This is a genomic window from Vibrio sp. DNB22_10_4 (assembly GCF_052879755.1).
On sequence record NZ_JBNNXW010000001.1, the window covers coordinates 474402 to 499359 of the forward strand.

The window sequence follows — 24958 nt, forward strand, 5'->3', positions numbered from 1 at the left end:
CAATGCACTAAGGCATGCGTTCAAGGGATTCTGGTTCTTCAGGTTTATAGTGGTTGGGTTGTAATCCCACATGAGTTGGCAAGAGTGTGCCAATAGAGATAGAAGACCAGGTTCCACTGAAAATACCTACGCACAGTGCGATAGCAAACCCTTCTAAGGCACTTCCCCCGAGTAACCATAATGCAGAGACGGTGACTAAGGTGGTACCTGATGTGACGAGTGTTCTTGATAACGTTGATGCTATTGACTGATCGAGAAGGGCGTCGGTTTTACCGTCTGGTTCTGCGCGAAACACCTCGCGGATTCGATCTGAAATTATGATGGAGTCATTGAGGGAGTAGCCCATTACCGCTAGCAAAGCGGCGAACACAGTTAGGTTGAATTCGATTTGAGTCACTGCAAATAGTCCGAGTACAATGACAACGTCGTATAGCAATGCTGCAATCGAGCCTAACGCTAATCGCCATTCAAATCGGTAGCTCAAGTACAGCAAGGTAAGAACGAAGCAGGCTAATATGGCCAATCCGCCTTGTTCTACCATTTCTAAACCAACCTGAGGGCCAATCACGCTGCTGTTGGTAATATGAAAATGACTGTCTACTGGCGACAATGCTTGGTTCAGTACTTCTCTCAAATCGAGATTCGTATCATTGAAACGCAACTGCCAATGTCCTTCACTGCCCGCAGCCGTCACTTGAACGTCTTGGTTCAGTGCCAAGTCGAGATGAGATTTAAGATCAACTTGAGATACGTCTGATTTTGTTTGTATATCGGCAACAACACCTCCCGTAAAATCGAGCCCCCAATTAAATCCCCTTGAAGCGATAGAAATAATAGAAAGTGTCAATAGAATCAGAGATATCATCGTCATCAATTGACGTATTTTGGTGACGTTAATTGATTTGGTCATTACAGTTTTACCTCATGTGAGGTGTCTCTTCCCCACAAATAATTAATAATAATTCGAGATGCAAATACGCCGGTAAACAAGCTAGTTAATAGCCCTAGTCCAAGTGTGATAGCAAAGCCTTGAATCGGACCGTTACCTATTGCATACAAGGCGATGGCGACGATCATGGTGGTGAGATTGGCATCAAAAATTGAAGAGAAAGCACTATCGAAGCCTCGCTCTATGGCTTGTGAAAAATTTCTCCCTTCGCGCATTTTGTCTTTGATGCGTTCAAAAATGAGTACGTTGGTATCGACAGCCATTCCCACCGTTAGCACGAGGCCTGCGATACCCGGAAGGGTGAGTACGGCTCCTGGAATAAGAGCCAAAAGACCAAATAGACAGATTAAATTAATAGTGAGTGCAGCATTCGCAACCCAGCCAAGTCGTCGATACCAGCAGGCGATAAACACCAAAGTAAAGCCTAGACCCAAGGCGAGGGCGGCAAAGCCATTTTTGACATTCTCAGCGCCCAGAGTGGGCCCTATTGTGCGTTCTTCAACAATGGTGACGGGAGCGGTGAGCGACCCGGCTCTCAGTAGAAGGGCAAGATTCTGAGCGTCAGGCATTGACCCTACGCCGGTAATCCGAAAGCGATTGCCAAGTGTGGATTGAATCGTTGCAACACTGATGACTTCGCTTTGTTGAATAGACTGCCCTTCCTCCGATTGCATGTACTCGCTGTACAGCGTTGCCATCGGGTTTCCGATATTGTTTCGCGAATGATTGGCCATTAGCCGTCCCCCAGTGCTATCAAGAGTGATGTTAACTTCGGGGGTGCCCATGTCTCCTAGGTTGGCACGAGCATCGATAATATGCTCGCCCCCTAAGATACTATTTCTATGAAGAATTACGGGTCTACCATCTTGGTCATTGATGGATTTTGTTCGCACGCTGGCATCGGACTCTACATGGTAGAAAGCTAATGATGCGGTAGCGCCAATAATGTTTTTTGCTGATGTTGGATCTTGTACACCTGGTAGTTCGATGCGAATTCGATGTTCACCTTGACGTTGTACTGCTGCTTCTGTGATCCCTAGTTCTTCTATACGACCTCTCATTGTTTGAAGATTTTGCGTCACGGTCAAAGTTCGAATCGCCCGTCTTTCCTCTTCGTCCATTGAGATAGCTAAGCGACTTCCGGATTGGCTCATCGTCCAATTTGGATACTGTGATCTTAGGTAAGCGCGAATATCGCCAAGGTGTGCGTCACCATATTGAGAGAGTACGACGTCACCATTGACTACACGACCACGTACGCGAAACTCTTGACGAAGGTCGTTAATAATCGATTGTGCGTGAGCGTTGAAAACGGGGACTAGGTCGACTTCCAAGAGAAATTGCACGCCACCACGAAGATCTAACCCCAACTTAATGGGTTTAAAGCCTAGCGAGATTAACCAAGAAGGAGCGGAAGGCTCTAGTGTAAGAGCAACGGTCTCCGACGAATGAATGAACTCTGTCATCAAAGCTTGTGCGGCGGCTTGCTGTCCGTTTGAGCCAAATGTCACCACCAACATATCGTTATTTTCGGTGACGCTGTGCACATCAATATTGTTGCTCGCTAGGTAACGATAGACTTCATCTGCGCGTGCCGGGTCGGTTTGGTTTGAAATGTGCAAAGCTTCTCGTTCACCGAAAGCTGAGGGTAGGGCGCTGAGCAGCATTAGTGCGACAGACACTACAAGAATCATGACCTTCCATTTAGCTGAATAATTTACGGTTGTGATTGAGCGCTTTAACTTCATTTTAGTTACATCTTATTAATTAACTCACACCACTAAAGCCAGACTAATCTCCAAAGTTGCATGCTAATAAGCTCAGTACGTTATAAGCAGTTACACAAGCATTTGGATAGAGAAATACAGCCACTCAGCATGTATGAGTTGAAACTAAGGGTTTTGAAGGTTATCGAGGATGCTTTTGGCTTCAACAATAAACCCAACTATTGGTTACCGAGCAATGTTAGTTCTTGAGCTTCATTACCACTATGGGTTAGAGAAATTCATATTTGGTTCGGGTTAATTGTTCATATATGAATTTCTCTAATTCCTCGCGGTAGATCGATTCGTGGAAAATAATGGAGGCTGAATTATCAAGCGGAGCTAGTCTAAGTGGATTGCACAATATATTTAAATGACCGTAAATATAGGTTTTTCGACATTGGCGAAGGGAAATGTACCTTAGTGCTGTGCTATTCGATGAACGTAGAGTCTCTTTATCAGCACCTTAGCAAACAGTTCTTTGGTTTAGAACGAATGATAATCATCGATATATCGACATGTTGGAATGGTGAAATAGACTCGCTGGACGACATTCAACGTGATGAACTATTTGGCGATATAAGGCTATTGGCAGATATTTATTGGCTTGAAGACTATGAAATTAAAATAGTTCAAGGCTTGGAGTTTTCTCCACCAATTTAGTTTGACGGAACTACTAGTTAGAAACAATGAAACAATCGATATAAAAACAAATTGATCAGAACGAAGAGGAAATATGAAAAAACTGACGACTATTATGGCGCTGGTCTCTGGGTTGGCTTTCAATGGGGTGGTGCACTCAACTGAACGTGTGGAATTGACGGATGAACAGATGGACAATCTGGTCATGCGATCGTATCCCTACGTGGCTATGTTTAATGTGAACAACAAGTTCGCCCTCGACAAAAGTAATCCTTTAAATACCGGTGGCTACAACCAATACCGCGCCAATACAGAACTGGCTGATCATACCTTGAAAGCCATCGCGCGACCAAATAACGATACATTCTACGGAGTTGCTTTGGTCGACGTTACTGAAAAGCCGATAGTGATGGAATTTCCCGCGTTCGATTCTAATTACGTTTCATTGATGGTCACGGGCTATGATCACTACGTCAATGTGCCAATGTCGGTCTCACAAGGTGATTTTCGTGAACCCTCCACCATCCTATTCTATAGCGAACGCACTCCAGGCTACGATGGTACGCCAATCGAAGGTGTGGATCAGGTCTTCGAGGTTTCTGGTGACTTTGTCAGCGCAGTATTGCGTGTCATGCCACATGTGGTGGAATCTGAGCGCTTAGAATCAAACCGCGCAGCTTTGAATAACGTCAATCTTGTCACCCTACCTGAGTTTTTAAGTGAGCCGAGTGCAGATTTAGAGCCTTTAAATGCGGTCAAACCTAAAGTCGTCAATAGTAGCTTGAGTATTGGAGAAGATTTAGCTCGCTTCCCTGAATTTGGCTCTGACTTCGAGATATTTGAAGAACGTTTTGTTGAGGTCATGCAATTTGTGGTCAACCACACTACTTTCGATGCCGATAATTCGACTGATCAAGCACTTCTCCAGTCTCTGACCCCTTTAGGCATCAAACCGGGTCAAGCCTATAACCCAGAAGATTCTGCAGACATCGACGGTGCAGCGCTGCGCAAAGCGGCGCAGCGTTTTGCAGCCGCGAGTTGGGCAAAAATGGGCGCTCCCGACTACCTTGCAGTCAATACTAGCAATGTCTTCATGCCTAAGGGTGAAATAAGCCCTGAACTACTGGCAGTACTCTCCGTGGTTGGGCCTATTGGCTTACCAGCCAAGGAAGCGCTTTATCCACAGCTCATCACTGAAGATGGGCAGACTATGAATGCGATGAACGACTATGAGGTTGTTATGACAGCCAGTGAGATGCCACCCGCTAACGCGTTTTGGTCTCTTACCTTGTATGACCTAGGAGAGGGTTTCTTCATCCCCAACGAGCATAAGAAATACAGTGTAGGTGAGAATTCTGGTTACAAACTAGATGAGGATGGCGGCATCCGTATTGTGATCGCAACTGAGCGTCCAGAAGGCGTTCCTGCCGAAAACTGGCTACCTATCGAGCGCAGTGACCTCGAGCTGAGTTTACAAATGCGCCTTTACAACCCAGACCTTGATAAATATGAAAATTGGTCATCACCAACGGTTAGGAAAATAAACTGAGCAACCGTAGATCATTATTGGTGGTAACTACGCCGTATTTAAAAAATTAAACAAACAACGGTTCAACATCCGCACAAGGACGTGCCAATAGTTTTAATCAAAGGCACATCGAATGAAAACAAGTAAAACTCTTCTATGTATTGGCGCTGCTGGTGCGGTAACCCTTTCTGCATATTCAATGGCAAATGAAACAGAAGTCCAAGATATGTCGGATCCACTTGCGGTTTATACCGTTGCAGGTTTAGGTTACACCGACAAAGGACTCAATTTAAAATTTGGCCAAACGTATGAAACAGGTAACGAAGCAACAATGGGTATGAATGTTCTCGAAGTGAAAGGCTTTGCTGGGCAGGCATTGGGTTGGAATGGACGTGGTGCAGACGATAGCATCGACTCTATTCGTTTTCGTAACTACAGCGTTGATTTGATAAAGGGGCGTGGTACACAAATTGATGTCGACTTAGGTTTTACTGATATAGGCACACAAGGCACCACCTCTTATAGCTTTATTCAGGCGCTTCCAACGATGGGACCTGTCAATTTATACCCACTGGCGGGAGCTGGTGTGGCATTTGGTGCGCCGCTTGATGGTTCCGGATCTGGTGAAGCCCAAGCTCAAGATCGTTGGGACCTACATGGTACCTTCTACGTGGTGGGTCTGTATGGCAAGTTAGAAATAACAGACAACATTTGGTTTAACTACAATCCGATGTATACAGGAACCATGTCAGGCTCTGATGCCTTTAAAAATTATGGTATGGAAGGAAAAGATAGTGTCTTATTGCACGAAGCGGCGTTGAGCTATCAAATTAACCCACGAACCAACGTTCGGTACTTCGCAAACTGGAGTACACGGACCAATTACGCTGATGGTGACCACCGTATCGAAGTGAATTATCAGTTTTAAGCAATAAAAAGTCAGTAGACCCGATGCCAACTGACTTTTTATGTAATTACCTTGACTCGATTGAATCCAATTGCCTTAGAGAACCAAGGTGGGTTTATCCTTTTATTTCATTTAGTAATGATTACTAAAGCGGCAAAAACGCATTACTGAAATTCATCTCGTTACATCTTCGCATCTTATAAAGTACTTACCAGGGCACAACAGGCGGTAATGGAAGACTAGCTGTGAGTGAAATACTTACTTAATCCAATTACTTAACAGGTATTCCAATTGATGAAACAGAAAAAACTAAATATCGTTGTTCCAGCGTTAATTCTTGCTAGTTTGAGCACTGCGGCAGTAGCCAACTTAAAAATGGATGAAAGAGACATCCCGACACCAGCAGGAATTTCTACTGAGCTAGCACACATCATTGAAAATCGAGTGATGCCACCGGTTATGCCAGTTCCAAAAAACACACAGGAATGGTTAGATGCACGCTTAGTCGCTGATCAACCGTCAATAGAGATGGCTAGAGAAGCGGTCGAGCGTTTAGGAATTAGCGTCGAAGAAGAACAGTTTGCAGGTGTCGATACCTTTTTCGTAACCCCAAAGAATATTGCGCCCGAATATGCGGACAAATGGTTGATACATATCCACGGCGGTGCGTTCGTGTTAGGTGGAGGTGAAGCAGCAATTCGTGAAGCTGTTTGGTTGGCAGATGGCATCGGAGCAAAAGTGATTTCTGTTGATTACCGCCAACCACCATTACACCCATTCCCAGCAGCAATTGACGATGCCGTGGCAGTTTGGAAAGAGCTAACCAAAACACAGTCACCGGAATCAACGGCTATTTTCGGTACATCTGCAGGTGGCAATATCACTTTAGCCACTGCATTAAAAATTCAAGAGCTTGGATTACCAGCCCCAGGGGCACTATTTGTGGGCACGCCGGCTGTTGATTTGAAAGAGACCTCGGACTCTTGGCATGTTCTCAGAGGGCTTGATCCTCTAGGGCAGAGAGAAGGTGCGATAGATGCGGCTTTTGAAGTGTATGCTGGAGGAGAAAGAATGGACAATCCTTTAATCTCCCCAATATATGCAGAGATCGAAACGTTTCCACCGACCATTTTCATTTCGGGCACTCGAGATTTGCTGTTGAGTGATACGGTAAGAATGCACCGCAAACTCAGGGCTGTCGATGTGGACACACACTTGCATGTATATGACGGACAAGCACACGCTGATTACATGACAGGTTTAGTCACTGAAGTACCAGAGTCTGAAGATGCGCTAAAGGAGATTGGACTGTTTTTTGATAAGCACATAAACAGGTAGAACTACAACAACGGTATCCTTTAGGCGCAACTGGCAAGTGGTGATTCTAGTTGCGCTTATAGGACGTGAGATTTGGCTAAAATTGAACTTACGAGCTCACCTGTCAATCTGACATAAAAGCTGAAAACGTTCAAAGCCTGGCTTGTGTGCCGATGCGACGATGTCTAACACAGTAATATAGTCTTAGAAAATATCATCGGATCTGAGTGACAAGCTCTTTCGCACTATAAATCGCGTCCTTGGTTTCTACATCGATGATAGTCATCGAATGAAAGCGGTCAGCGTCTTTTATCGCCACATCGTGAGCGAGAATCACAAACTTAGCTCGCTCAATATCTTTGGCGGTAATTCGGTTGGCAATACCATTCGCCCCTTGGGTTTCGACTTTGATCTTAATGCCTTGCTCGGCGGCGGCTTTTTCAAGTGAGCGAGCTGCTAGGAAAGTATGGGCAACGCCAGAAGGGCATGAGGTGACGGCCAATACGTCAGCCACACCTTCGCTGGTGATTGAGCTAAGGGTATTTTGAGCGGTTAATGCCCCTTCATTTTGGTCGACGTTTTTCTTGAGGGAGATAACAATTATTGCTGTGGTCATCGCTCCCACTAGCGTCCCTAACACATAACCAAACACACCATCTACGACGGGAAGAACAATCCAACCGCCCCAAGGTGCGTGGTTGATTACGTTGAACACAAAACCGATGATGTTACCAACCATTCCCCCTGCAATCACTGCTGGCAAGACACGAGCTGGATCGCTTGCTGCAAATGGAATGGCACCTTCACTGATACCTATCATCCCCATAATACCCGCAGCTTTACCGGCTTCACGTTCTTCGCGGTTAAACTTGTTTGGGGAAAGGAAGGTGGCTAATGCTAACCCTAACGGAGGGGTGCAAATGGCGATGCCGACTCCACCCATGAGCCAAGGTTGGGTATTGACTTGGGTTTGTGCAAATAGTGTCGCCATTTTATTGATTGGGCCGCCCATATCAAACGCGGTCATCGCGCCTAATACGCTACCAAGCACCACTTTTCCTGAACCTGCCATTCCCGCAAGCAGTAAGTTCATTTGTTCCATCACATAGGCGATTGGCGCGCCAATGCCCCACATGACCACGCCGCAGGTGATGAAAGTGCCTATTAACGGGTAGATAAAAATGGCCCCTATCGCGGTCATGCTATCGGGTAGCTTAATGCGTTTAAGTGTTTGTACCGCTATGCCCGCGACAAAACCGACGATAATGGCGCCGAGAAATCCGGTTTGATAATACTCAACGGTGATCCATGAGCCAATCATGCCTGGAGCAAGGCCGGGTTTGTCGGCAATGGAATAAGCAATATATCCACCTAATGCCAAGGTAAACAGTGTAAGTCCAGCTTGTCCCATTTTAGCAATATCTGCCAGGATGCCGGATTCCGGTAAACCACCATGACCACTGAGCATTACAGACAGCGAAAGCAGTACGCCACCAGCAACCACAAAAGGGATCATGTGTGAGGTGCCAAATAGCAGGTGCTCTTTTATTCGTCGAAGATAGAAGGCTTTGGATGGAGTGGCAGAGAGAACTGGCTCAACGGCGTTTTGGACTTCAGGTGCTTGCTGTTTAGAGTCCATATCTGAGAACAGTGCTAGCACTTCAGCTTTGGTTTGAGCTGACTTCAGTTTTGTAACAAAACCATCTTCTATCAGTTTTGTGGAAACTTGCGCCAGGACTTCAATATGGTGCTCGTCGTTATTGTCTGGGGAGGCAAGCATGATAAACACATCAGAGCATTCGCCCGTTTCCGACCCATAGTCGATACCATGTTGACTAATACCAATCACCACACAAGGCTTGATGACGGTGTTGCTTTTTGCGTGAGGAATCGCAATGCCATCTTCGAAGCCCGTATTGCCGATGTATTCACGCTGCCAGAGTGCATCGAGAAATAAGGTTCGGTTTGCGAGTTTGCCTGTGCTGTCGAGCATATCCACTAGTTCTTCGAATACGGCTTGTTTTGTGGTGGCTTTTAAGTCCAAACAAATGGTGTCTAGGTCGATGAAGTCGGTTATGTCCATAGCGAAAACTCTTACTCAAACAATCGACAGACTACCGAGCGATGACCTCAGGAACTATAGTAATAAACACCGATTAACTGGATTTTTGTAACCAACGGCTAAGAGTGTGATTTTCACCGTTATCTTGGTTTTGTTTTCCTCATAAAATTTAGGGGTTTTTGTTTTACTACCTACTTTTACCGAGAAGATAAACGATGAAGATTGTGGCGGTAACAGCTTGCCCTACTGGCATTGCTCACACATACATGGCAGCGGACGCATTAACTAAAATGGCATCAAAACTGAATGTTTCCATTAAGGTTGAAACACAGGGTGCAATGGGGGTGGAACATCAGCTTACCGCTGTCGATATCGCTCATGCTGACAAGGTGTTGATTGTGTCTGATATTGAGATTGAGCAGCCACATCGCTTTGATGCCAGCAAAACTGTTTATATCGAGATGGAAGATGTGCTGCTTAATGTCGAAAAAGTGTTTATCCAGCACTGTCGTCAACTATGAGTTTTCTAGGTGAACATAGCATAGCGATGAATAAAGAGTACCAACTCACTTTCTTGGTTGAAGACACCGCTGCGACCAGTCGTGCTTCACAGCCATTGTGCAAACTGGCGCGTCAGTTTAAAAGCACGCTACGTATCATCAACATTACTCAAAACCGTGACGCTGACCTATCAAAGTCTGTTGCGATGCTGCAAGTGGCTCTGAAAAAAGGAGACTTGGTTCAGATCACGGCGACAGGCATTGATGCTGAGCTGGCCTGCTTTGTGTTAAAAGATCTCGTCGCTGAGCATTATGTGCTAGTGGGTTCACAAATCACCCATGAGTTCTCGACAGATTTAAGCCAACGCTTTCCGCAGATAAGCCCCTTGTGTGAGACTCGATGGTTTCATGCCAAAGCGCAGACAGCGCTCACGAAGTTCGAATGTCTTAAAGGCTTGGCAAAGCTGGTTTACCCTGCTGAGCCCGATGAGTTACTGCTCTCGTTTATCAAACGTGAAGAGCGTTCATCGACTAGCGTCGCGCCGGGTATCGCACTACCGCATGTGATGTTTGAACATGTCGAGGAGGTGTCTATTGCGGTGATCACTACCGAAGATGAAATAGATTGGAACTCTCGGATGGGCGGTGTGACGGTCGCTATTGCGTTAGTGCTCCCCACCACACCGAGCAGAGAGCAAATCATCGCCGCTACCACACTGACAAGAAACCTACTTAATGAACACGTTACTCAACGCTTGCAGAAAACCCGTAGCAGCGTCGATCTTCAAGCGTTGTTGATGTACCTAACATCAAGGCTTATTTAGAGGTTAACTTGCGCCGCGATAATCGCTTGGCGTCATTCCTGTACGCGTTTTAAATACACGACAAAAGTAATTCACATCTTTAAACCCACAGCGCTCCGCAACTTCATTGAGCCTGAAGTCGTATTTCTTGAGCATAAACTTAGCGCGGTCTATCCGTACTCGCGTGATGTATTCGGCAAGCGTCATGTGGCCTTGTTGTCTGAACAAGCGTGATAGGTGATTGGCCGATAAGCTAAACCTCTCAGCAATACAGTCACGATTAAGAGGACGATGGAAGTTCTCTTGAATGTAGATGCAAATCCCTTGATAGAGATCTTTAACGCGATTCTGTGGCTCTGCAATTGGCGCATCAAGCATAGTATTACTGTATTGCAGCAACGCTTGGAATAGCAGCTCATCCATCGGCTTTTTGATTCTTTCGCGAGATAGGGATATCAGCGCTTCCAGAATGTTATCAATCGCAAACCCAGAGCGTGTTTGCAGGCTGTGTTTCTGTATATCACTAAAGCCCGCTTCACCCTTAGTTTTGCTCACATAACTCAAACCAAGTTGGCTACGACCAAACAGTAAGCTCAGCACTGTGCAGCCTTGCTCCCAGTCTGGTTTGTTCCAGCAGTTTGGTGGGATAAAAAAGGCATCCCCAGCTTTTGCGGTGATCTTCTCTACCTTGCGGTCATGGGTTTCCACTTCATTGATGTACTCCCCATCTAGCACAATCTCGAGTCGGGGGAAGTTGACCTGGTAGCTAAACGTAGGAGGGATGTGAAAGTTGCCCGCAAACCAGATGTTTTGGTTTGGCTGACGCTGTTCTAAAACCGATGAGATGACTGCTTGGAAGTTCATAACTCGTACTCAAAATCGCACAAAGAAAGCTAGCGCATAGATATACAATGTTACTTATACCGCGTCTATCTCGGTAGATCACATTTTCATTTCGATGTTACAAAAATCCAGCTAATCACTTTAACTTACAGTCGAAGCGTCATGGTAAATACGGGTGTTAAATACGTTGTATTGAAAAGGGGTGTCAGTATTTATTCCGCCTTACACTTAGAAATATGAAGTCACCTGCAGTGGTCGAGTGGCTCGTGATTATTATTGAATAAGGCTCTAACAGTTAAGCCTCGCTATCATTTAGCGGGGCTTTTTTGTTGCCTAAAGGTTTAGATTAGACATAAATCACACTTCAAAACCCATGATACAAAACTGCTATTGATGACTTTTTATTCCTATTTCTGAAATTTCATTCTTCTTTTAAATTTAACTCATCAAGTACATATAGAAGAGTTAAAACATGCTTATCCAATTAACCAATACCCAACTTATTAAGCGCGAACTTAGTGCGACTTCGAAAACAGAGGTTTTTGACGAACTGGCGCAAATGCTACTCGACAACCAGCGCATTAATAATAAAGCCGCTTTTTTAGATGACATCTTAACTCGCGAAGCGATGAGCGTTACCTCAATGGATGGCATTGCTTACCCTCACGCGAAAAGCAAAGCAGTCATCGAGCCAGCTATTGCTGTGGGTGTGAAACGTGAAGGTATTGATTACGACGATGAAGACAGTGTTAAACCAACCGTGTTTTTCATGATTGCTTCACCAGATAACGGTGCAGACCACCATATTTACGTTCTTCAAGAGCTGTTCGGTAAATTTGAAGACTCGTTTATTGAAAATATCCAAAACGCGAAAGATGAAACTCAGATCCTAGATATTCTAATTAATTCATAAGGTCAGAAACTATGAGCACTCTAACAGCACAAGCTACTAACGACAGTAGCGACTTTAAAAAGCTCTTAAGTACAATGAAAGGGCATCTCTTATTCGGTACGTCTCATATGCTGCCATTTATCGTGGCAGGTGGTGTACTGTTGGCATTGGCGGTAATGGCATCGGGTAAAGGTGCAGTACCAGCAGATGGTTTGCTAGCGGACATCTCAAACATTGGTATCAAAGGGCTGGTTCTTTTCCCAATCATTCTTGGCGGCTTTATCGGTTACTCAATTGCAGACAAACCAGCACTGGCACCAGCGATGATCGCATCTGGCATCATGGCAGATATGGGCGGCGGTTTCCTTGGTTGCATCGTGGCAGGCTTTATTGCTGGTGGTGTTGTCTATCAACTTAAGAAGATACCACTTTCTACCAACATGACAGCGCTAGGTGCTTACTTCATATACCCACTTATCGGCACGCTTATTTCTGCGGGTATCGTATTGTGGGGCATTGGTGAGCCAATCAAACTGTTCATGTCGTCGATGAATGAGTTCTTGGCATCGATGGCTGGTGCTTCAAAAATGGTGCTAGGTACCATTCTTGGTGGTATGACAGCGTTCGATATGGGCGGTCCAATCAACAAAGTTGCGACACTATTTGCTCAAACTCAGGTAGATACTCAACCTTGGCTAATGGGTGGTGTTGGTATCGCGATTTGTACGCCTCCACTAGGCATGGCGTTAGCGACCTTCCTATTCAAGAAGAAGTTCACGAAACAAGAGCAAGAAGCTGGTAAAGCAGCGGCTATTATGGGCTCAATCGGTATCTCTGAAGGTGCTATCCCATTCGCAGCGAACGACCCTATGCGTGTTCTACCTTCAATCGTAGCGGGTGGTATTGTTGGCTGTGTATTTGGTTTCCTAACAGATGTTCTGCTGCATGCGCCATGGGGCGGTCTGATTACTGCTCCTGTATCAAGCAACATTCCAATGTACGTAGTAGGCATCGCTTTGGGCTCACTAACAACAGCAGTGATTGTTGGCTTCTGGAAGCCTGTTGCTGAAGAAGAATCAGAAGCAGAAGCAGCACAAGCCGCCCCTGTACAAGCTGCGCCAGTCGCTGGAGAAGGCGAGTACGACATCGTAGCTGTTACATGTTGCCCATCTGGTGTGGCTCATACCTTCATGGCTGCAAAAGCACTAGAAAAAGCTGGTGCGGCAGCAGGTCTGAAAATTAAAGTAGAAACGCAAGGCCAAAACGGCATTCAAAATCGAATTACAGACTTAGATGTAGCGAACGCGAAACTGGTGATTTTGGCACACGACATTCAAGTGAAAGATGCACACCGCTTCAGCAACGCGAATGTGATTGAGTGCTCAACCAAAGAGGCAATGAAAAACGCAGCGACGTTAGTTGTCGCGTAATCAAGCCCTAAGTAAGCTCCTAACCCTAGAGCCCTTCCCCTAAGGGCTCTATTTTCTTGTTTTTCTCTTTCCTGCTCGTTCTACTCTCTTACGGATGAGAGTCTTAGTAATATCCTTATTGCTTAACTTCTTTGTGTCAGATAGCGAGCTCAAATACGGCGTCTAAAAAACCTAAGTTTAAAACCAAGATTAGTTAGCAAAACCGTGTTCTATATCCTTAACTTTAAAAGAGGTTTATGAGTTAAGGCTGAGAGCATGACTGGGAAAAACGTCGTCTTTTTAATACGTTAAGGTATCTTCTTGGCTTGAAAAGCAGCGCCACCAAGTAGAAGAGCGATTGCCAGTACAAGAAACGCTACTATCGGATAGGCCAGAGCATTTCATCCCGTGGGATTCGCCTCTATCCAATGATCCTCGTTTTACAATGAAACCAACAGAATACAAAGCAAACCAAGGAGAGAGATATAACCTCGCCACACTGAGAGGAACGTTAACGGAAGAAGAGCGCTTCATTATTAATGATCACATTATCCAAACGATTCAGATCCTTGAGTCATTGCCGTTCCCTGCGCACATGCAAAATGTTGCCAAGATTGCAGGTGGTCACCATGAAAAAATGGATGGAACCGGTTATCCAATGGGGCTAAAAGGGGATGAAATGCCGTTAGCGGCGAGAGTCATGGCTATTGCCGACGTGTTTGAAGCGCTTACCAGTGCCGATCGTCCCTATAAAAAAGCGAAGTCATTGTCGGAATCGCTGCAAATCATGAGCTATATGGTAAAGGACAACCATTTGGACAAATCGCTGTTTGAGCTATTTTTAACGTCGGGTGTGTATTTACGATTCGCGGAAGAGTACATGCTGGACGAGCAACTTGATGAGGTTGATATTACTAAACTGATTTAGGATGTTTCTTAGCTCTCTAGATGTCAGACATCGATTTAACGAGTATCTTAGCGACTACGTGAAAGAGTTCGAATTGGCAATAGCTATCTGGTTCTTCAAGTCAATAATCTAAGGTGCGCCGCATTCTTGGATTTCTGCTGTGCGAGTGTCACCACAGGGTTTTGAGCAATTGATATGCTAGGTGGTTACACTCCCCGCAATCAACGCTCGTTCGCGTATAAAGTAAGAAGGATTTGTCGTGAGTAAACCTAGATTACACTTTGATGTGCTTAACAGCGCAGATGACTCGCTCAAGCTCAATATCGTCCTAGAAAATAGCACAGACACGGAACTTAAAGATTTTGTGCTTTGCTTTGATATGCCTCGCTTTATCGACAAGCAAACCGTGATCAATGGACACGTTACCTCGCAAGTTGGGTCGCACATTGAGATGGCACCTCCGGCAAATACTGCGATAGGAAAAGGTGAGCGTTGGCAGACCACCATAGAAAGTCAAACTTGTGGTTTGTTTAATCTTTCTGAGCGCCCAAATCATCCCTATTTACGACTCGGAGAAACAATAGTCGATGTTGAGATGGGGACACATAAGATGAGCCAGCCAGAAGACTTAGATCTTCGTGTGTTGACGCTTCCCGCAGCAAGCTCTGGTGTTATTCCTCAGCCGCAGTCTATTGAGGCTACTGAGGGTGAATTTCGACTAGCCAATCAAGTGACTTTCAACGCTGAGTGTTCAGAAACCAGTAATGCCATCGACTGGCTTTCAAATCAGTTTCCTGAGGTTACCTTTGTCAAAACAGAAGGTGATGCGACGCTGTCGTTATTGAAGGTAAGTGCAGAGCACATCAAACCTGAAGGCTATGAGTTGACGATTGGCGGTGAGTCTATACAGATCAAAGCGGCGACATCGGCAGGGTTCTTTTATGGCGTGGTAACGTTGGCGCAGCTGTTGGTTACAGGTCAAGGTGTGGTCACCTTGGCTACCATTATCGACGCGCCGCAATACCATCACCGTGGGCAGTTTTTAGATTGTGCGCGCTCGTTTCATGGCATCGACACTGTGAAGTCAGTTATCGACCAAATGGCGTGGCTTAAACTCAATACGTTCCATTGGCATCTCACCGACGACGAAGCATGGCGCATAGAAATCGACGCTTTTCCTGAACTCACGGAACTGGGTGCGTGGCGAGGCGAAGGAGAGTTGCAGCCTTCTCAATTTGGCTCCGGACCAAAGCGATATGGTGGCTTTTTTACTAAGCAGCAGATCAAAGAGGTTGTTGAGTACGCAAAAGCACGAGAAATCACGGTGATTCCTGAAATTGATATTCCAGGTCATGCCCGTGCCCTTATTATGGCGTTACCGCATTTGCTGCGCGAAGCTGACGACAAGTCTGAGTATGTCTCCATTCAGCAATACCAAGATAATGTGCTCAATCCAGGATTGCCCGGCACCTATCAAGTGCTGGAAACCATATTGGATGAAGTATGCGAGTTATTTCCATCCCAAGTCATACACTTGGGTGGCGATGAAGTACCGAAACACGTATGGGAGAAATCTCCCGCGTGTATTGCCAAGGCGCAGGCAATGGGACTGGACGATGTACGCTTGCTAGAGGGGCATTTGATTTCTCACTTAGAGCAATATCTAGCCCAGAAAGGCCGAAATATTTCCGTGTGGGAAGAAGCCAGTCATGGCAATAAGATCACCAAAAATGCAACTGTTTGTGCATGGTCAAACGGAGCTGAAGGGCAAAAAGCAGCGCAAGTGGGATATCCAGTTATTATGTGTCCTGCTCAGGCTACCTATCTCGATATGGCATGGAACAAGGACATTAATGAGACAGGGGTGCTTTGGGCTGGCGCCATTGATCTTAAAACGGCTTACGATTTTGAACCTGGCAGTATTGAAAACAGTGAGCAAGTCATTGGTACCCAAGCATTGGTGTGGACGGAGTTCGTTAAAGATAGAGCCACATTGGAGTACTTGCTGTATCCAAGGTTGTTCGCTGTCGCGGAAGTGGCATGGACAGCCAGCGAGAACAAGTCTTGGCAACGTTTTTTGCCAAGAGTCGCTGCTCAGTTAGAGTACCTTGATAAGCGCAACATCAATTATAGGCGCATGTCATCTTAGTATTGATGTAGAAACTATAGAAAAACCGCCCTTGATAGGGCGGTTTTTATTTGAATCAAAGTTTGGGCTAAAGTTCGAGACCTTGGCACTTTTCACACACTTGCTCTACTTGAGCTTCGTCCTTGTGCTGCTTATTGTCTACTTCGAATGCGTCGTGCGGTGTCACTGAGTTGCAACGCGGGCAGTAATCGTTAACCAAGTAAAACTGTAAATCGTCCATTGTGCCTCCTTGCATGAATCTACCACTCAAGTCTAATGTCATTCGGATGCACTGCTCAAGGTGGCATTAACAAACTCTTTACATGTATCACGTTTTAACGTTTTTTACCGGCCTTACCTTGAACCGCTTTAAATCTTGGGTTCGATTTGCAAATAACGTAAATTCGGCCACGTCGCTTGACGATTTGGCAGTCAGGATGACGTTTTTTTGCACTTTTTAGTGAACTAAGAACTTTCATGATACCTGCCTTTATGACTTAGTTTTAATGCCACCAAAGCGACGGTTAAAGTTGGCTACGCGACCTTCTTTGCTAATAACACGCTGCTTGCCCGTGTAGAACGGATGAGATTCTGATGAAACCTCAATAGTCATGTACGGGTAGGTCTTGCCATCTTTCCATTCAATCGTACGGTCGGTTTGTAACGTAGAACCTACGATAAAATATTCGTCTACAGTGGTGTCGTGAAAAACGACTTTTCTGTAATCAGGGTGGATATTTGGCTTCATTATACGATCCTTTTGTTATGTTATAACGTTCGCAAATGATAATTGTTATCGATAGCAAGATCTACTGTTTTTTTAGTTTTACTGATCAATCAGCAAACCATAAAAATAATGGGGTTGAAAATTAAATGATAATCAATATCATTTAATGAATTTTGATTACGATGGAGATGATGTTGTGGATACAGCAAAGTGGGAGCAGCACACCTTGTTGGCCGATGAGGCGAATCAGCAAGGTGAACTAATGACGGCCGTGACGCATTATCAAGCGGCGCTTTCTGAGTCCAAACAGATGGACGTGACGATCAGTGATTCGGATGAATTCGAAGATCTGCTAGCGATCAAAGTCATGTCTTGCCACAATCTTGCAGACTTCTGGCGTGCTCAAGGTGACAGTGATTACGAGCTCAAGTATCTGCAGTTGGCGTCTGAAGAGATCATGACCTTGATTCCTCAATGTCATCAAGTGAATTGTGACCGATTTATCTCTTCACTTGGTTGCTGCAAATCGGCCTTGGTAAGCTTCTTAAAACGACACCCAAATCCGCAAGTGGCAAAACATGTCGAAAGCATGCAAGCGATCAGTGATTGCGAGATCATTGCTCGGTTTAAGCTTCAGTAAAGCTCTACTTAACAGCAGCAAAGGCTGCCACACGACAGCCTGCTAATGTCTTGGTAGCGAAGTTAGTGGCTCACCGAAGACGAATAGACATTTATGATCATCGTGCCCACTAGGATAAAGCCAATCCCCACTATCGCGTAGAGATCAAGTTTTTGCCCGTAAACCAACCAAGAAAGGCCGGCGACTAAGACAATACCTGCGCCACACCAGATGGCGTAGGCGACGCCAAGTGACAAGGTTTGCACTGCGACCGCGAGTAAGTAAAACGCCAAGCCGTAACTAATCAACACGGCGAGCGTGGGAACAAGCGCGGTAAATTGCTCAGTCTTAGGAAGCCAAGATGTAGCGAAAACTTCGAGGCCGATGGCTATTGAGAGTGCAAGGTAAGGATGAATCGAAAGCATGTAAGCGCTCTGGTTGAAAATCGATGCGGCACGTTATCACATCAATATTTCAGTTGGGTGTCTTAATTGAAAGCGAAAGAGTGAGAAAAGGTTACCGCTCATTGAATGGGGCACAAACATTCTCGAACTATTGGAATATCGAATGCGTTTGTGGTTTTACCTTGCACCTGATGTCGAAAATCAACAAGTTATTTAGAGGCATCAGTTTGTCTGATGGTATCTGTTTTTATAGGTCAGCCCTTGTTCGTTATATTCGCTCATAACAGGCGGGGTGATGGAGTATTCGGCTATTCACTACAGATATAGGGGTGAGGTGGTTACGATGAAAAAATTAACTCAATGTGTACTGGCAGCGTGCTTGATTTCGGTGTCTTCTTTCTCGTCAGCGACCAGTGAGGATTTGACTTACGGGGCTTATGTCGGTGAGAAAGAAGTCGTTATACGCGATTATGTCAGTACAAAGGTGAAAACTTGTCTCTATAAAGGCAGTACTGAACAACCACTTGAACTCAAGTGGGGTAAAGCACTGGAATGTCCTGAGCATATCAACATCGACGGCAAAATCATTCATGAGGGCGATGGTCTAGAGACATCGGGCTATATCCGTATCTAGTATCGATTTTATTGATGACGAAACAAAAACCGCTGACTCATAGTCGGCGGTTTTTGTGATTCCGTTATAAAGACTTTCTACTTATCAAACATCAGCTTATCCATCTGCTTACTATCAAATTCAGCAAGCGAGCGTCTAGCAAGCATTCGAAATGGCAAAGCCTTAACTATTTCTTCGATTGGCTGTACGGCAAAGGCCCAAAAAATCGACCCATCTAAACCCAAGATAATAAACGCGCACAGTGGAATCGAGATAAGCCACTGACCGGTAAAGTTGATTTTGAACACAGCGGTCGTTTTGCCAAGTGCACGCAACACGTGACCATGCACTGTGTTATAGCCACGAACGAGAGGAAGAAATATGTACAACGGAGCGATGACCGATAGCGCATCATAGGTCGCGGGATCCAGTTCTGGGTAGATATCGGCAAGCACAAAGTGGAGTCCAGCAAAGCACACCGCGCAAGCAAAGGATGCCCAGATAGCCACATCAATACTGGTATCGATGTTTTTTGCCATACCGTCGGTTTTTCGGGAGCCAATTGCCTGACTAATGGTAATGGCCGTAGAGTGCGCCCACGCCGTTATAAACTGAGTGCCTGCTCGGATCCACGGAAAAATGATGGTGATAGCAACATAAGAATGAAGACTAAGCTGAGAGTAGAGCAGTTGATACGCCGTTGCGCCGATTGATAGGATGGTCACATTGGCAGCGACTGGGAATACTTCAACAAAGTGTTTTCTTAAGTTGGTTCTTGTTGGGGTAGTAAATAAAGCTCCGTGGCTGCGAAACATGGGCTCTTGTCGTACATTCCATCCGAGGTACATCATACGTATCGCTATGGCGATAACGCTGCCAAGTGCTGCACCACTCACGCCTAAACCTTGGAATGAAATAACGTCGGTGCTCGAAATCCCATTGATCAACACATACGAGAGCGCGGCGTTGATAGGCAATTCAATAAGGTATCCCTTAAAAGGCACTTTGCTTCGCCCCATGCTATTGAATAGCGCGATGAGGATCTGCGTGATAGCGGTAAACAACACTAAGTATTTCGAGACGCTCAGGTAATCACTTATCTCTGCTTGCAGTTGTGAATCCTGGGTAATCATAGCAAGTAGCGGTGATTCAAATAGGGAAAGCAATGTCCAAAAAAGCAGTGCTACTGCAAAGTTAATGAGCATTCCTGAAGATACTGCACTCGATAACGCTTGAGGTCTTCCCGAGCCGACAGCGCGGCTTAGTACCAATTGAGAACCGTTGGCTAACGCCATCTGTATTCCCAGAATAAAGGCGACGATAGTCGTTGCAATCCCCATGGCGGCAAGAGGCTTCTCACCCAATGGAGATACCAACCAAATATCAATCATTAGCATCGATTGCATAAGCAGTGCGTTTAACGCGAGAGGCCATGCAATGGTGAAATTGGTTCGGATATAGTTTTGAGAAGACACGAAAAACCTTGACTTGTATCGACAAATTGAAGAAAGCAAAGTGGTATTGTAATACAAAATTAGTTGTTAAACTAAGGGTTGTGTCACGCTCTTTCGGTCGATCTTCCAGCCAAGGAATAACAAGAACTTTGCACTATTTAAAAACAGTAACTTAGGTTGTGATATTGTCTATTTGTCTGACTTTATGTGCGTTACCTCTCAATCTAGACGTCTGGTTTCATTTTTGTGGCTAATGGGAATTGCGAAACCAAAATAGACGATATATAGTAAATCACACAATTAGTCATACAATAGTATTTTAGGGGTAAAACATGACAAAACCAGTTATTGGTTTCATCGGCCTAGGCCTGATGGGCGGAAACATGGTTGAAAACCTGCAAAACCGCGGCTTTCAGCTCAATGTAATGGATCTGAACAAAGAAGCAGTTGCAGCATGTGTTGCTCGTGGTGCTAACGCTGTTCAGACGCCTAAAGAGCTAGCTGAAAACAGCGACATCGTCATGCTTTGTCTAACAACGTCTGCCGTTGTAGAGAAAGTAGTTTACGGTGACGAAGGTATCCTTGAAGGTATCAAAGAAGGTTCGACTCTGATTGATTTCGGTACATCTATCCCTGCTTCTACTCGCAAAATAGGTGAAGAGTTGGCAGCACGCGGTGCAGGTATGATTGACGCACCACTTGGTCGTACTCCGGCTCACGCGAAAGACGGTTTGCTGAATATTATGGCCGCTGGTGATATCGACACATTCAACAAAGTGAAACCAGTACTTGATGAACAGGGTGAGAATGTATTCCACCTAGGTGCGCTAGGCTCTGGTCACGTCACTAAGCTTGTTAACAACTTCATGGGTATGACGACAGTTGCAACCATGTCACAGGCGTTTGCTGTAGCTAAACTTGCTGGCGTTGATGGTCAACAGCTGTTTGACATTATGTCAGCAGGTCCTTCAAACTCTCCGTTTATGCAGTTCTGTAAGTTCTATGCAGTGGATGGTGAAGAGAAACTAGGCTTCTCTATTGCAAATGCGAATAAAGACTTAGGTTACTTCCTAGAAATGGTATCGGATCTAGGTACCGAGTCGCTTATCGCAGAAGGAACATCACGAAGCTTGCAAGCTGCAGTAGATGCTGGTCTAGCATTGAATGATGTACCCGTTATTTTTGACTACTTTACTCAGTTGAAAAAAGACGCTTAATCAAAAATACGTCTAGTAATGCCCCCACGTATTAGACGGTATATCCCCCAGGCACTACACTTGGCCCCGCTTTGCGGGTTTTTTTTGTATCCACCAGTTTTAGTTACATTAGTGGTTATTTGTAATACATTTCATGAAATTGTTGAATTGAATCTACGTAGAGCAAGAAAAGAGTTGGTTTCAAAGTAGATGATGATTAATCACTGTATTTCGGGCTAAGTAAGACACTTATGTTTATATTTTCTATGTGATTGAAGTCTGCTTTCTCCCATGATTAGATTTAAATTTTAGCTATATTGTATTACTTTATGGGGATTAAGTCCGGGATACAGATTGAAGGTGAAAATGTCTACGTTAGTTCAGCCAATACTGTTTACAGACAGCGAAGTAAAGCAACTCAGTAAAGAAGTCGGCCGTGATACGCTCATGGGAAAAACTATCACCAAGAATGTTACGGATCTGGAAGCCTTTATGAGACTTCCACTAGAAGTTCCAGGGCATGGTGAGGCTGGTGGTTACGAGCACAACCGCCACAAGCAAAATTACACCTATATGAATCTTGCTGGTCGTTTGTTTTTAATCACGGGTGAAGAGCGTTATGCTCAGTTAGTGCGTGAGCTACTGGCATCGTATGCTGACTCGTACTTGACCTTCGATTTTCATGTACAAAAAAATACCAATCCAACCGGACGTTTATTCCACCAAATACTCAACGAACATGTATGGCTGATGTTTAGCAGTTTGGCGTACTCATGTGTTGCATCGACCATGACAGAAGATGAGCGCCAACATGTGATTGATAATCTTTTCAATCCAATGCTTGATATGTTTACAGTGAAGTATGGTCATGACTTCGACCGAATTCACAATCACGGTATTTGGGCAGTGGCCGCTGTGGGTATCTGTGGCTTGGCTGTGAATCGTCGCGAGTTTCTTGATATGTCGGTCTATGGTCTGGATCGAGATGGAAGTGGCGGTTTTCTGGCTCAGATCAGTAAGCTGTTTGCGCCTTCAGGCTACTACATGGAAGGGCCTTACTATCACCGTTACGCAATTCGTCCATTGTGTGTATTTGCTGAAGTTCTGCATCGTCATATGCCAGAACTCGATATCTTCAATTACAAAGATGGTGTGATTGGTAGAACTGTCGAGGCCATGCTAGCGACGGCGTATCCAAACGGTCAGTTCCCTGCGCTAAATGATGCTTCTAGAACCATGAGTATTAATGATGCTGGTGTTCAAGTGGCTGTTAGTCAATATGCCGAACACTATGGTATTGATGAGAACCTACTTGGTATGGCCAAGATCCAAGACTCAGTATGGATGAATGGATGTGGTTTAACGTTATCGAACGCGTTTGAGAGCAAGAGTGATGTCGGCCTGCCTTTCTGGCCAAGCGTTGAGCTGAATGAAGGCCCGACTGGCGATCGCGGCGCTCAGGGTTTCATGCGCGTCCAAGATAAAGACAAAGATGTGTTCCAGTTGGTTATGAACTATGGTCAGCATGGTATGGGGCACGGCAACTTTGATACTTTGGGTATCTCTTACTTTAACCGCGGCAAAGAGGTACTGCGTGAGTATGGCTTTGGTCGCTGGGTAAACGTTGAACCGAAATTTGGCGGTCGCTATTTAGATGAAAATAAGACGTATGCACGTCAGACGATTGCTCACAATGCAGTAACCGTCGATGAAACCTGTCAAAACTATTTTGATGTGGAGCGCGCCGATAGCGTGCACGGTGAGCCCCACTTCTTCTGTGCTGATCACCAACAAATGGTCGGTATGAGTGCATTTGCCAATGCGCATTATGATGGTATTGGTCAGCAACGCAGTGTGTTTATGCTGAAGCACGAAGACTTTGAAGCGCCTTTACTCATTGATCTGTTTCGACTGACCAGTGATTGTGCTCATCAATATGATTACTCACATCAGTTTGACGGTCAGATCATCAGAACCAACTTTGATTATCAAGCACACAAAGAGCTGAATGTGGTCAGTGATGCTCTAGGCTATCGCCATCTTTGGAATATTGCACAGGGTAACGTTTCAGGTAGCGCATTGGTGAGTTGGCTTCAAGAAAATAGTTATTACACCTGGCTAGGCACCAGTTCAAATCCAAATGGGCAAATCTTTTTCACCCGCACTGGCGCTAACGATCCAAGTTTCAACCTGCGTAGCGAGCAGAGCTTTATTTTCCGGACGCATGGAGAAAATACCTTACTTGCGTCCGTGGTTGAGACTCATGGTTACTTTAATGAAGAGTTTGAACAGTCCGTCAATGCTCGTGGTGTGGCAAAAGAGATTCGAGTTATCGGACATTCAGGTTCCGCCTCTGTGGTGGAAATTGAGACAGAGAAAACGCGATTCACTTTAATGGTAAGTAATGACCCTAATGTGACCTGTGATAGTGTGAATCACGCGAAGATAGCAGGTAAAACCTATTCATGGGTTGGCTTCTATGCGATTGAGCAAGCGGTATTAGTTTAGCCCGTCTTCAATCGAAATCTTGGAGTAGTCATGTGAACCGGACGTGCGATTCTTGTTGACAATTTCGCATAGAGTCCATTTTACAATCATACAAATAATCAAAGCCAGCGACATGCTGGTTTTGTTGTTTCTGGCCTATAGTTCTGATGTTAATTAACAATTCACAGGTTATAAAAAAGATCTGACCGTTATCTCATTTGAGAGTTTTTTGTCTTATTTGTAATACAAAAATATGAGAGTATTATTTGTAACAATAAAGGCATCAACGTAACACTTCGTATTGGTGACGCCTATTGTTTTCAATTTGATTGGACAACTCAAAAGTGATGGAACCATGAATAAAAATTACTTTAAAACCCTACTCGCTTCATCCATTGTTATCGCTCTGACCGGTTGTGTATCAACCGGTGACAACGCCACCATACAAACGCCAAAACCTACCTCTGTTGTAGCCTCCAGCCACGATGGGAACAGCCCTGAAATGGTTCTAGATGGCGACGCCAAGACGCGTTGGTCAGCAAATGGTGTGGGTGAAACCATGACGTTTGACTATGGACAAACGGTCGCCTTCGATGCCGTTAAACTATCATTTCACAAAGGTGACAAGCGCACGACCAAATTTGATATCGAAACTAGCCTAGACGGTACAAATTGGACAAAAGTCATTACCGATGGTGAAAGCACAGGTAAAAAATTAGATTTAGAACGATTCGATTTCGCCGAGACCCAAGCGCGTTACATTCGCTATGTTGGTAAAGGAAACAGCAGCAGCGCGTGGAATAGTGTG

General features: G+C 45.0%; 23 protein-coding genes and 1 pseudogene. 15 read left to right on the forward strand and 9 right to left on the reverse strand.

Annotated features, from left to right (window positions below; all coding sequences use genetic code 11):
- Positions 1-7: 7 nt before the first annotated feature.
- Entirely contained in the window at positions 8-910 is a 903-nt protein-coding gene (gene secF, locus ACVA6Q_RS01875) for a protein translocase subunit SecF (protein WP_446646301.1), read from the reverse strand.
- Complete coding sequence (secD, locus tag ACVA6Q_RS01880) at positions 910-2697, reverse strand: protein translocase subunit SecD (protein WP_446646302.1); 1788 nt, start codon at positions 2695-2697, stop codon at positions 910-912. The genes secF and secD overlap by 1 nt, the downstream gene beginning before the upstream one ends.
- Before the next feature lie 366 nt (positions 2698-3063).
- Here secD and ACVA6Q_RS01885 point away from each other — a divergent pair, with 366 nt between their 5' ends.
- The 4 genes from ACVA6Q_RS01885 (at position 3064) to ACVA6Q_RS01900 (ending at position 7127) form a co-directional block, all read left to right on the forward strand.
- A complete protein-coding gene (locus ACVA6Q_RS01885) occupies positions 3064-3375 on the forward strand; it encodes a hypothetical protein (RefSeq protein WP_446646303.1) in 312 nt (103 codons plus the stop codon).
- Between the two features lie 73 nt (positions 3376-3448).
- Complete coding sequence (locus ACVA6Q_RS01890; RefSeq protein WP_446646304.1) at positions 3449-4903, forward strand: DUF1214 domain-containing protein; 1455 nt, start codon at positions 3449-3451, stop codon at positions 4901-4903.
- A gap of 112 nt (positions 4904-5015) precedes the next feature.
- Positions 5016-5810 (forward strand): hypothetical protein, encoded by a 795-nt coding sequence (locus tag ACVA6Q_RS01895; protein WP_446646305.1) that lies wholly within the window; start codon positions 5016-5018, stop codon positions 5808-5810.
- Between the two features lie 273 nt (positions 5811-6083).
- Complete coding sequence (locus ACVA6Q_RS01900) at positions 6084-7127, forward strand: alpha/beta hydrolase (RefSeq protein WP_446646306.1); 1044 nt, start codon at positions 6084-6086, stop codon at positions 7125-7127.
- A gap of 193 nt (positions 7128-7320) precedes the next feature.
- On the opposite strand, the gene ACVA6Q_RS01905 is transcribed toward ACVA6Q_RS01900, so the two are convergent.
- A complete protein-coding gene (locus tag ACVA6Q_RS01905) occupies positions 7321-9189 on the reverse strand; it encodes a fructose-specific PTS transporter subunit EIIC (protein WP_446646307.1) in 1869 nt (622 codons plus the stop codon).
- Positions 9190-9383: 194 nt separating this feature from the next.
- Between ACVA6Q_RS01905 and ACVA6Q_RS01910 the strand changes: the two genes are divergently transcribed.
- Both ACVA6Q_RS01910 and ACVA6Q_RS01915 read left to right on the forward strand, forming a co-directional pair.
- Complete coding sequence (locus ACVA6Q_RS01910) at positions 9384-9689, forward strand: PTS fructose transporter subunit IIB (protein WP_446646308.1); 306 nt, start codon at positions 9384-9386, stop codon at positions 9687-9689.
- A 26-nt stretch (positions 9690-9715) separates the two neighbouring features.
- The gene (locus ACVA6Q_RS01915) at positions 9716-10492 is read left to right on the forward strand and encodes a PTS sugar transporter subunit IIA (RefSeq protein ID WP_446646309.1); all 777 of its coding nucleotides are present in this window, start codon (positions 9716-9718) and stop codon (positions 10490-10492) included.
- 3 nt (positions 10493-10495) lie between these two features.
- Here the strand turns inward: ACVA6Q_RS01915 and ACVA6Q_RS01920 are convergent, their stop codons facing one another.
- Positions 10496-11335, reverse strand: a complete 840-nt coding sequence (locus ACVA6Q_RS01920) for a helix-turn-helix domain-containing protein (protein ID WP_446646310.1) — start codon at positions 11333-11335, stop codon at positions 10496-10498.
- A gap of 451 nt (positions 11336-11786) precedes the next feature.
- Here ACVA6Q_RS01920 and ACVA6Q_RS01925 point away from each other — a divergent pair, with 451 nt between their 5' ends.
- From ACVA6Q_RS01925 to ACVA6Q_RS01940, 4 genes are all read left to right on the forward strand, one after another.
- Complete coding sequence (locus tag ACVA6Q_RS01925) at positions 11787-12227, forward strand: PTS sugar transporter subunit IIA (RefSeq protein ID WP_446646311.1); 441 nt, start codon at positions 11787-11789, stop codon at positions 12225-12227.
- Positions 12228-12238: 11 nt separating this feature from the next.
- Positions 12239-13636 carry a fructose-specific PTS transporter subunit EIIC gene (locus ACVA6Q_RS01930; RefSeq protein ID WP_446646312.1) on the forward strand — a complete coding sequence of 466 codons (1398 nt, stop codon included), beginning with the start codon at positions 12239-12241 and terminating at the stop codon, positions 13634-13636.
- 337 nt (positions 13637-13973) lie between these two features.
- Complete coding sequence (locus ACVA6Q_RS01935; RefSeq protein ID WP_446646313.1) at positions 13974-14543, forward strand: HD-GYP domain-containing protein; 570 nt, start codon at positions 13974-13976, stop codon at positions 14541-14543.
- A gap of 238 nt (positions 14544-14781) precedes the next feature.
- Positions 14782-16671: a beta-N-acetylhexosaminidase gene (locus tag ACVA6Q_RS01940; protein ID WP_446646314.1), complete on the forward strand. Its 1890-nt coding sequence runs from the start codon at positions 14782-14784 to the stop codon at positions 16669-16671.
- Positions 16672-16738: 67 nt separating this feature from the next.
- Here the strand turns inward: ACVA6Q_RS01940 and ACVA6Q_RS01945 are convergent, their stop codons facing one another.
- From ACVA6Q_RS01945 to ACVA6Q_RS01955, 3 genes are all read right to left on the reverse strand, one after another.
- Positions 16739-16891 (reverse strand): hypothetical protein, encoded by a 153-nt coding sequence (locus ACVA6Q_RS01945; RefSeq protein ID WP_353499857.1) that lies wholly within the window; start codon positions 16889-16891, stop codon positions 16739-16741.
- Between the two features lie 94 nt (positions 16892-16985).
- Positions 16986-17129, reverse strand: a complete 144-nt coding sequence (gene ykgO / locus ACVA6Q_RS01950) for a type B 50S ribosomal protein L36 (RefSeq protein ID WP_252016335.1) — start codon at positions 17127-17129, stop codon at positions 16986-16988.
- An 11-nt stretch (positions 17130-17140) separates the two neighbouring features.
- Entirely contained in the window at positions 17141-17398 is a 258-nt protein-coding gene (locus ACVA6Q_RS01955; RefSeq protein WP_446646315.1) for a type B 50S ribosomal protein L31, read from the reverse strand.
- 175 nt (positions 17399-17573) lie between these two features.
- On the opposite strand from ACVA6Q_RS01955, the gene ACVA6Q_RS01960 reads away from it, so the two are divergent.
- Positions 17574-18017 carry a DUF2753 family protein gene (locus ACVA6Q_RS01960; protein WP_446646316.1) on the forward strand — a complete coding sequence of 148 codons (444 nt, stop codon included), beginning with the start codon at positions 17574-17576 and terminating at the stop codon, positions 18015-18017.
- Between the two features lie 62 nt (positions 18018-18079).
- Here the strand turns inward: ACVA6Q_RS01960 and ACVA6Q_RS01965 are convergent, their stop codons facing one another.
- Positions 18080-18421 (reverse strand): DMT family transporter, encoded by a 342-nt coding sequence (locus tag ACVA6Q_RS01965; RefSeq protein ID WP_446646317.1) that lies wholly within the window; start codon positions 18419-18421, stop codon positions 18080-18082.
- 322 nt (positions 18422-18743) lie between these two features.
- Here ACVA6Q_RS01965 and ACVA6Q_RS01970 point away from each other — a divergent pair, with 322 nt between their 5' ends.
- Positions 18744-19034: a hypothetical protein gene (locus tag ACVA6Q_RS01970; protein ID WP_446646318.1), complete on the forward strand. Its 291-nt coding sequence runs from the start codon at positions 18744-18746 to the stop codon at positions 19032-19034.
- Positions 19035-19111: 77 nt separating this feature from the next.
- Here the strand turns inward: ACVA6Q_RS01970 and ACVA6Q_RS01975 are convergent, their stop codons facing one another.
- The gene (locus tag ACVA6Q_RS01975) at positions 19112-20452 is read right to left on the reverse strand and encodes an MATE family efflux transporter (protein ID WP_446647158.1); all 1341 of its coding nucleotides are present in this window, start codon (positions 20450-20452) and stop codon (positions 19112-19114) included.
- A gap of 347 nt (positions 20453-20799) precedes the next feature.
- Between ACVA6Q_RS01975 and ACVA6Q_RS01980 the strand changes: the two genes are divergently transcribed.
- The 3 genes and pseudogenes from ACVA6Q_RS01980 to ACVA6Q_RS01990 all read left to right on the forward strand — a co-directional run.
- Positions 20800-21684 (forward strand): NAD(P)-dependent oxidoreductase, encoded by an 885-nt coding sequence (locus ACVA6Q_RS01980; RefSeq protein ID WP_446646319.1) that lies wholly within the window; start codon positions 20800-20802, stop codon positions 21682-21684.
- A gap of 345 nt (positions 21685-22029) precedes the next feature.
- Positions 22030-24171 carry a heparinase II/III domain-containing protein gene (locus ACVA6Q_RS01985; protein ID WP_446646320.1) on the forward strand — a complete coding sequence of 714 codons (2142 nt, stop codon included), beginning with the start codon at positions 22030-22032 and terminating at the stop codon, positions 24169-24171.
- A gap of 334 nt (positions 24172-24505) precedes the next feature.
- Positions 24506-24955 (forward strand): annotated as a pseudogene (locus ACVA6Q_RS01990) (discoidin domain-containing protein); the annotation flags it as partial.
- Positions 24956-24958: the final 3 nt, after the last annotated feature.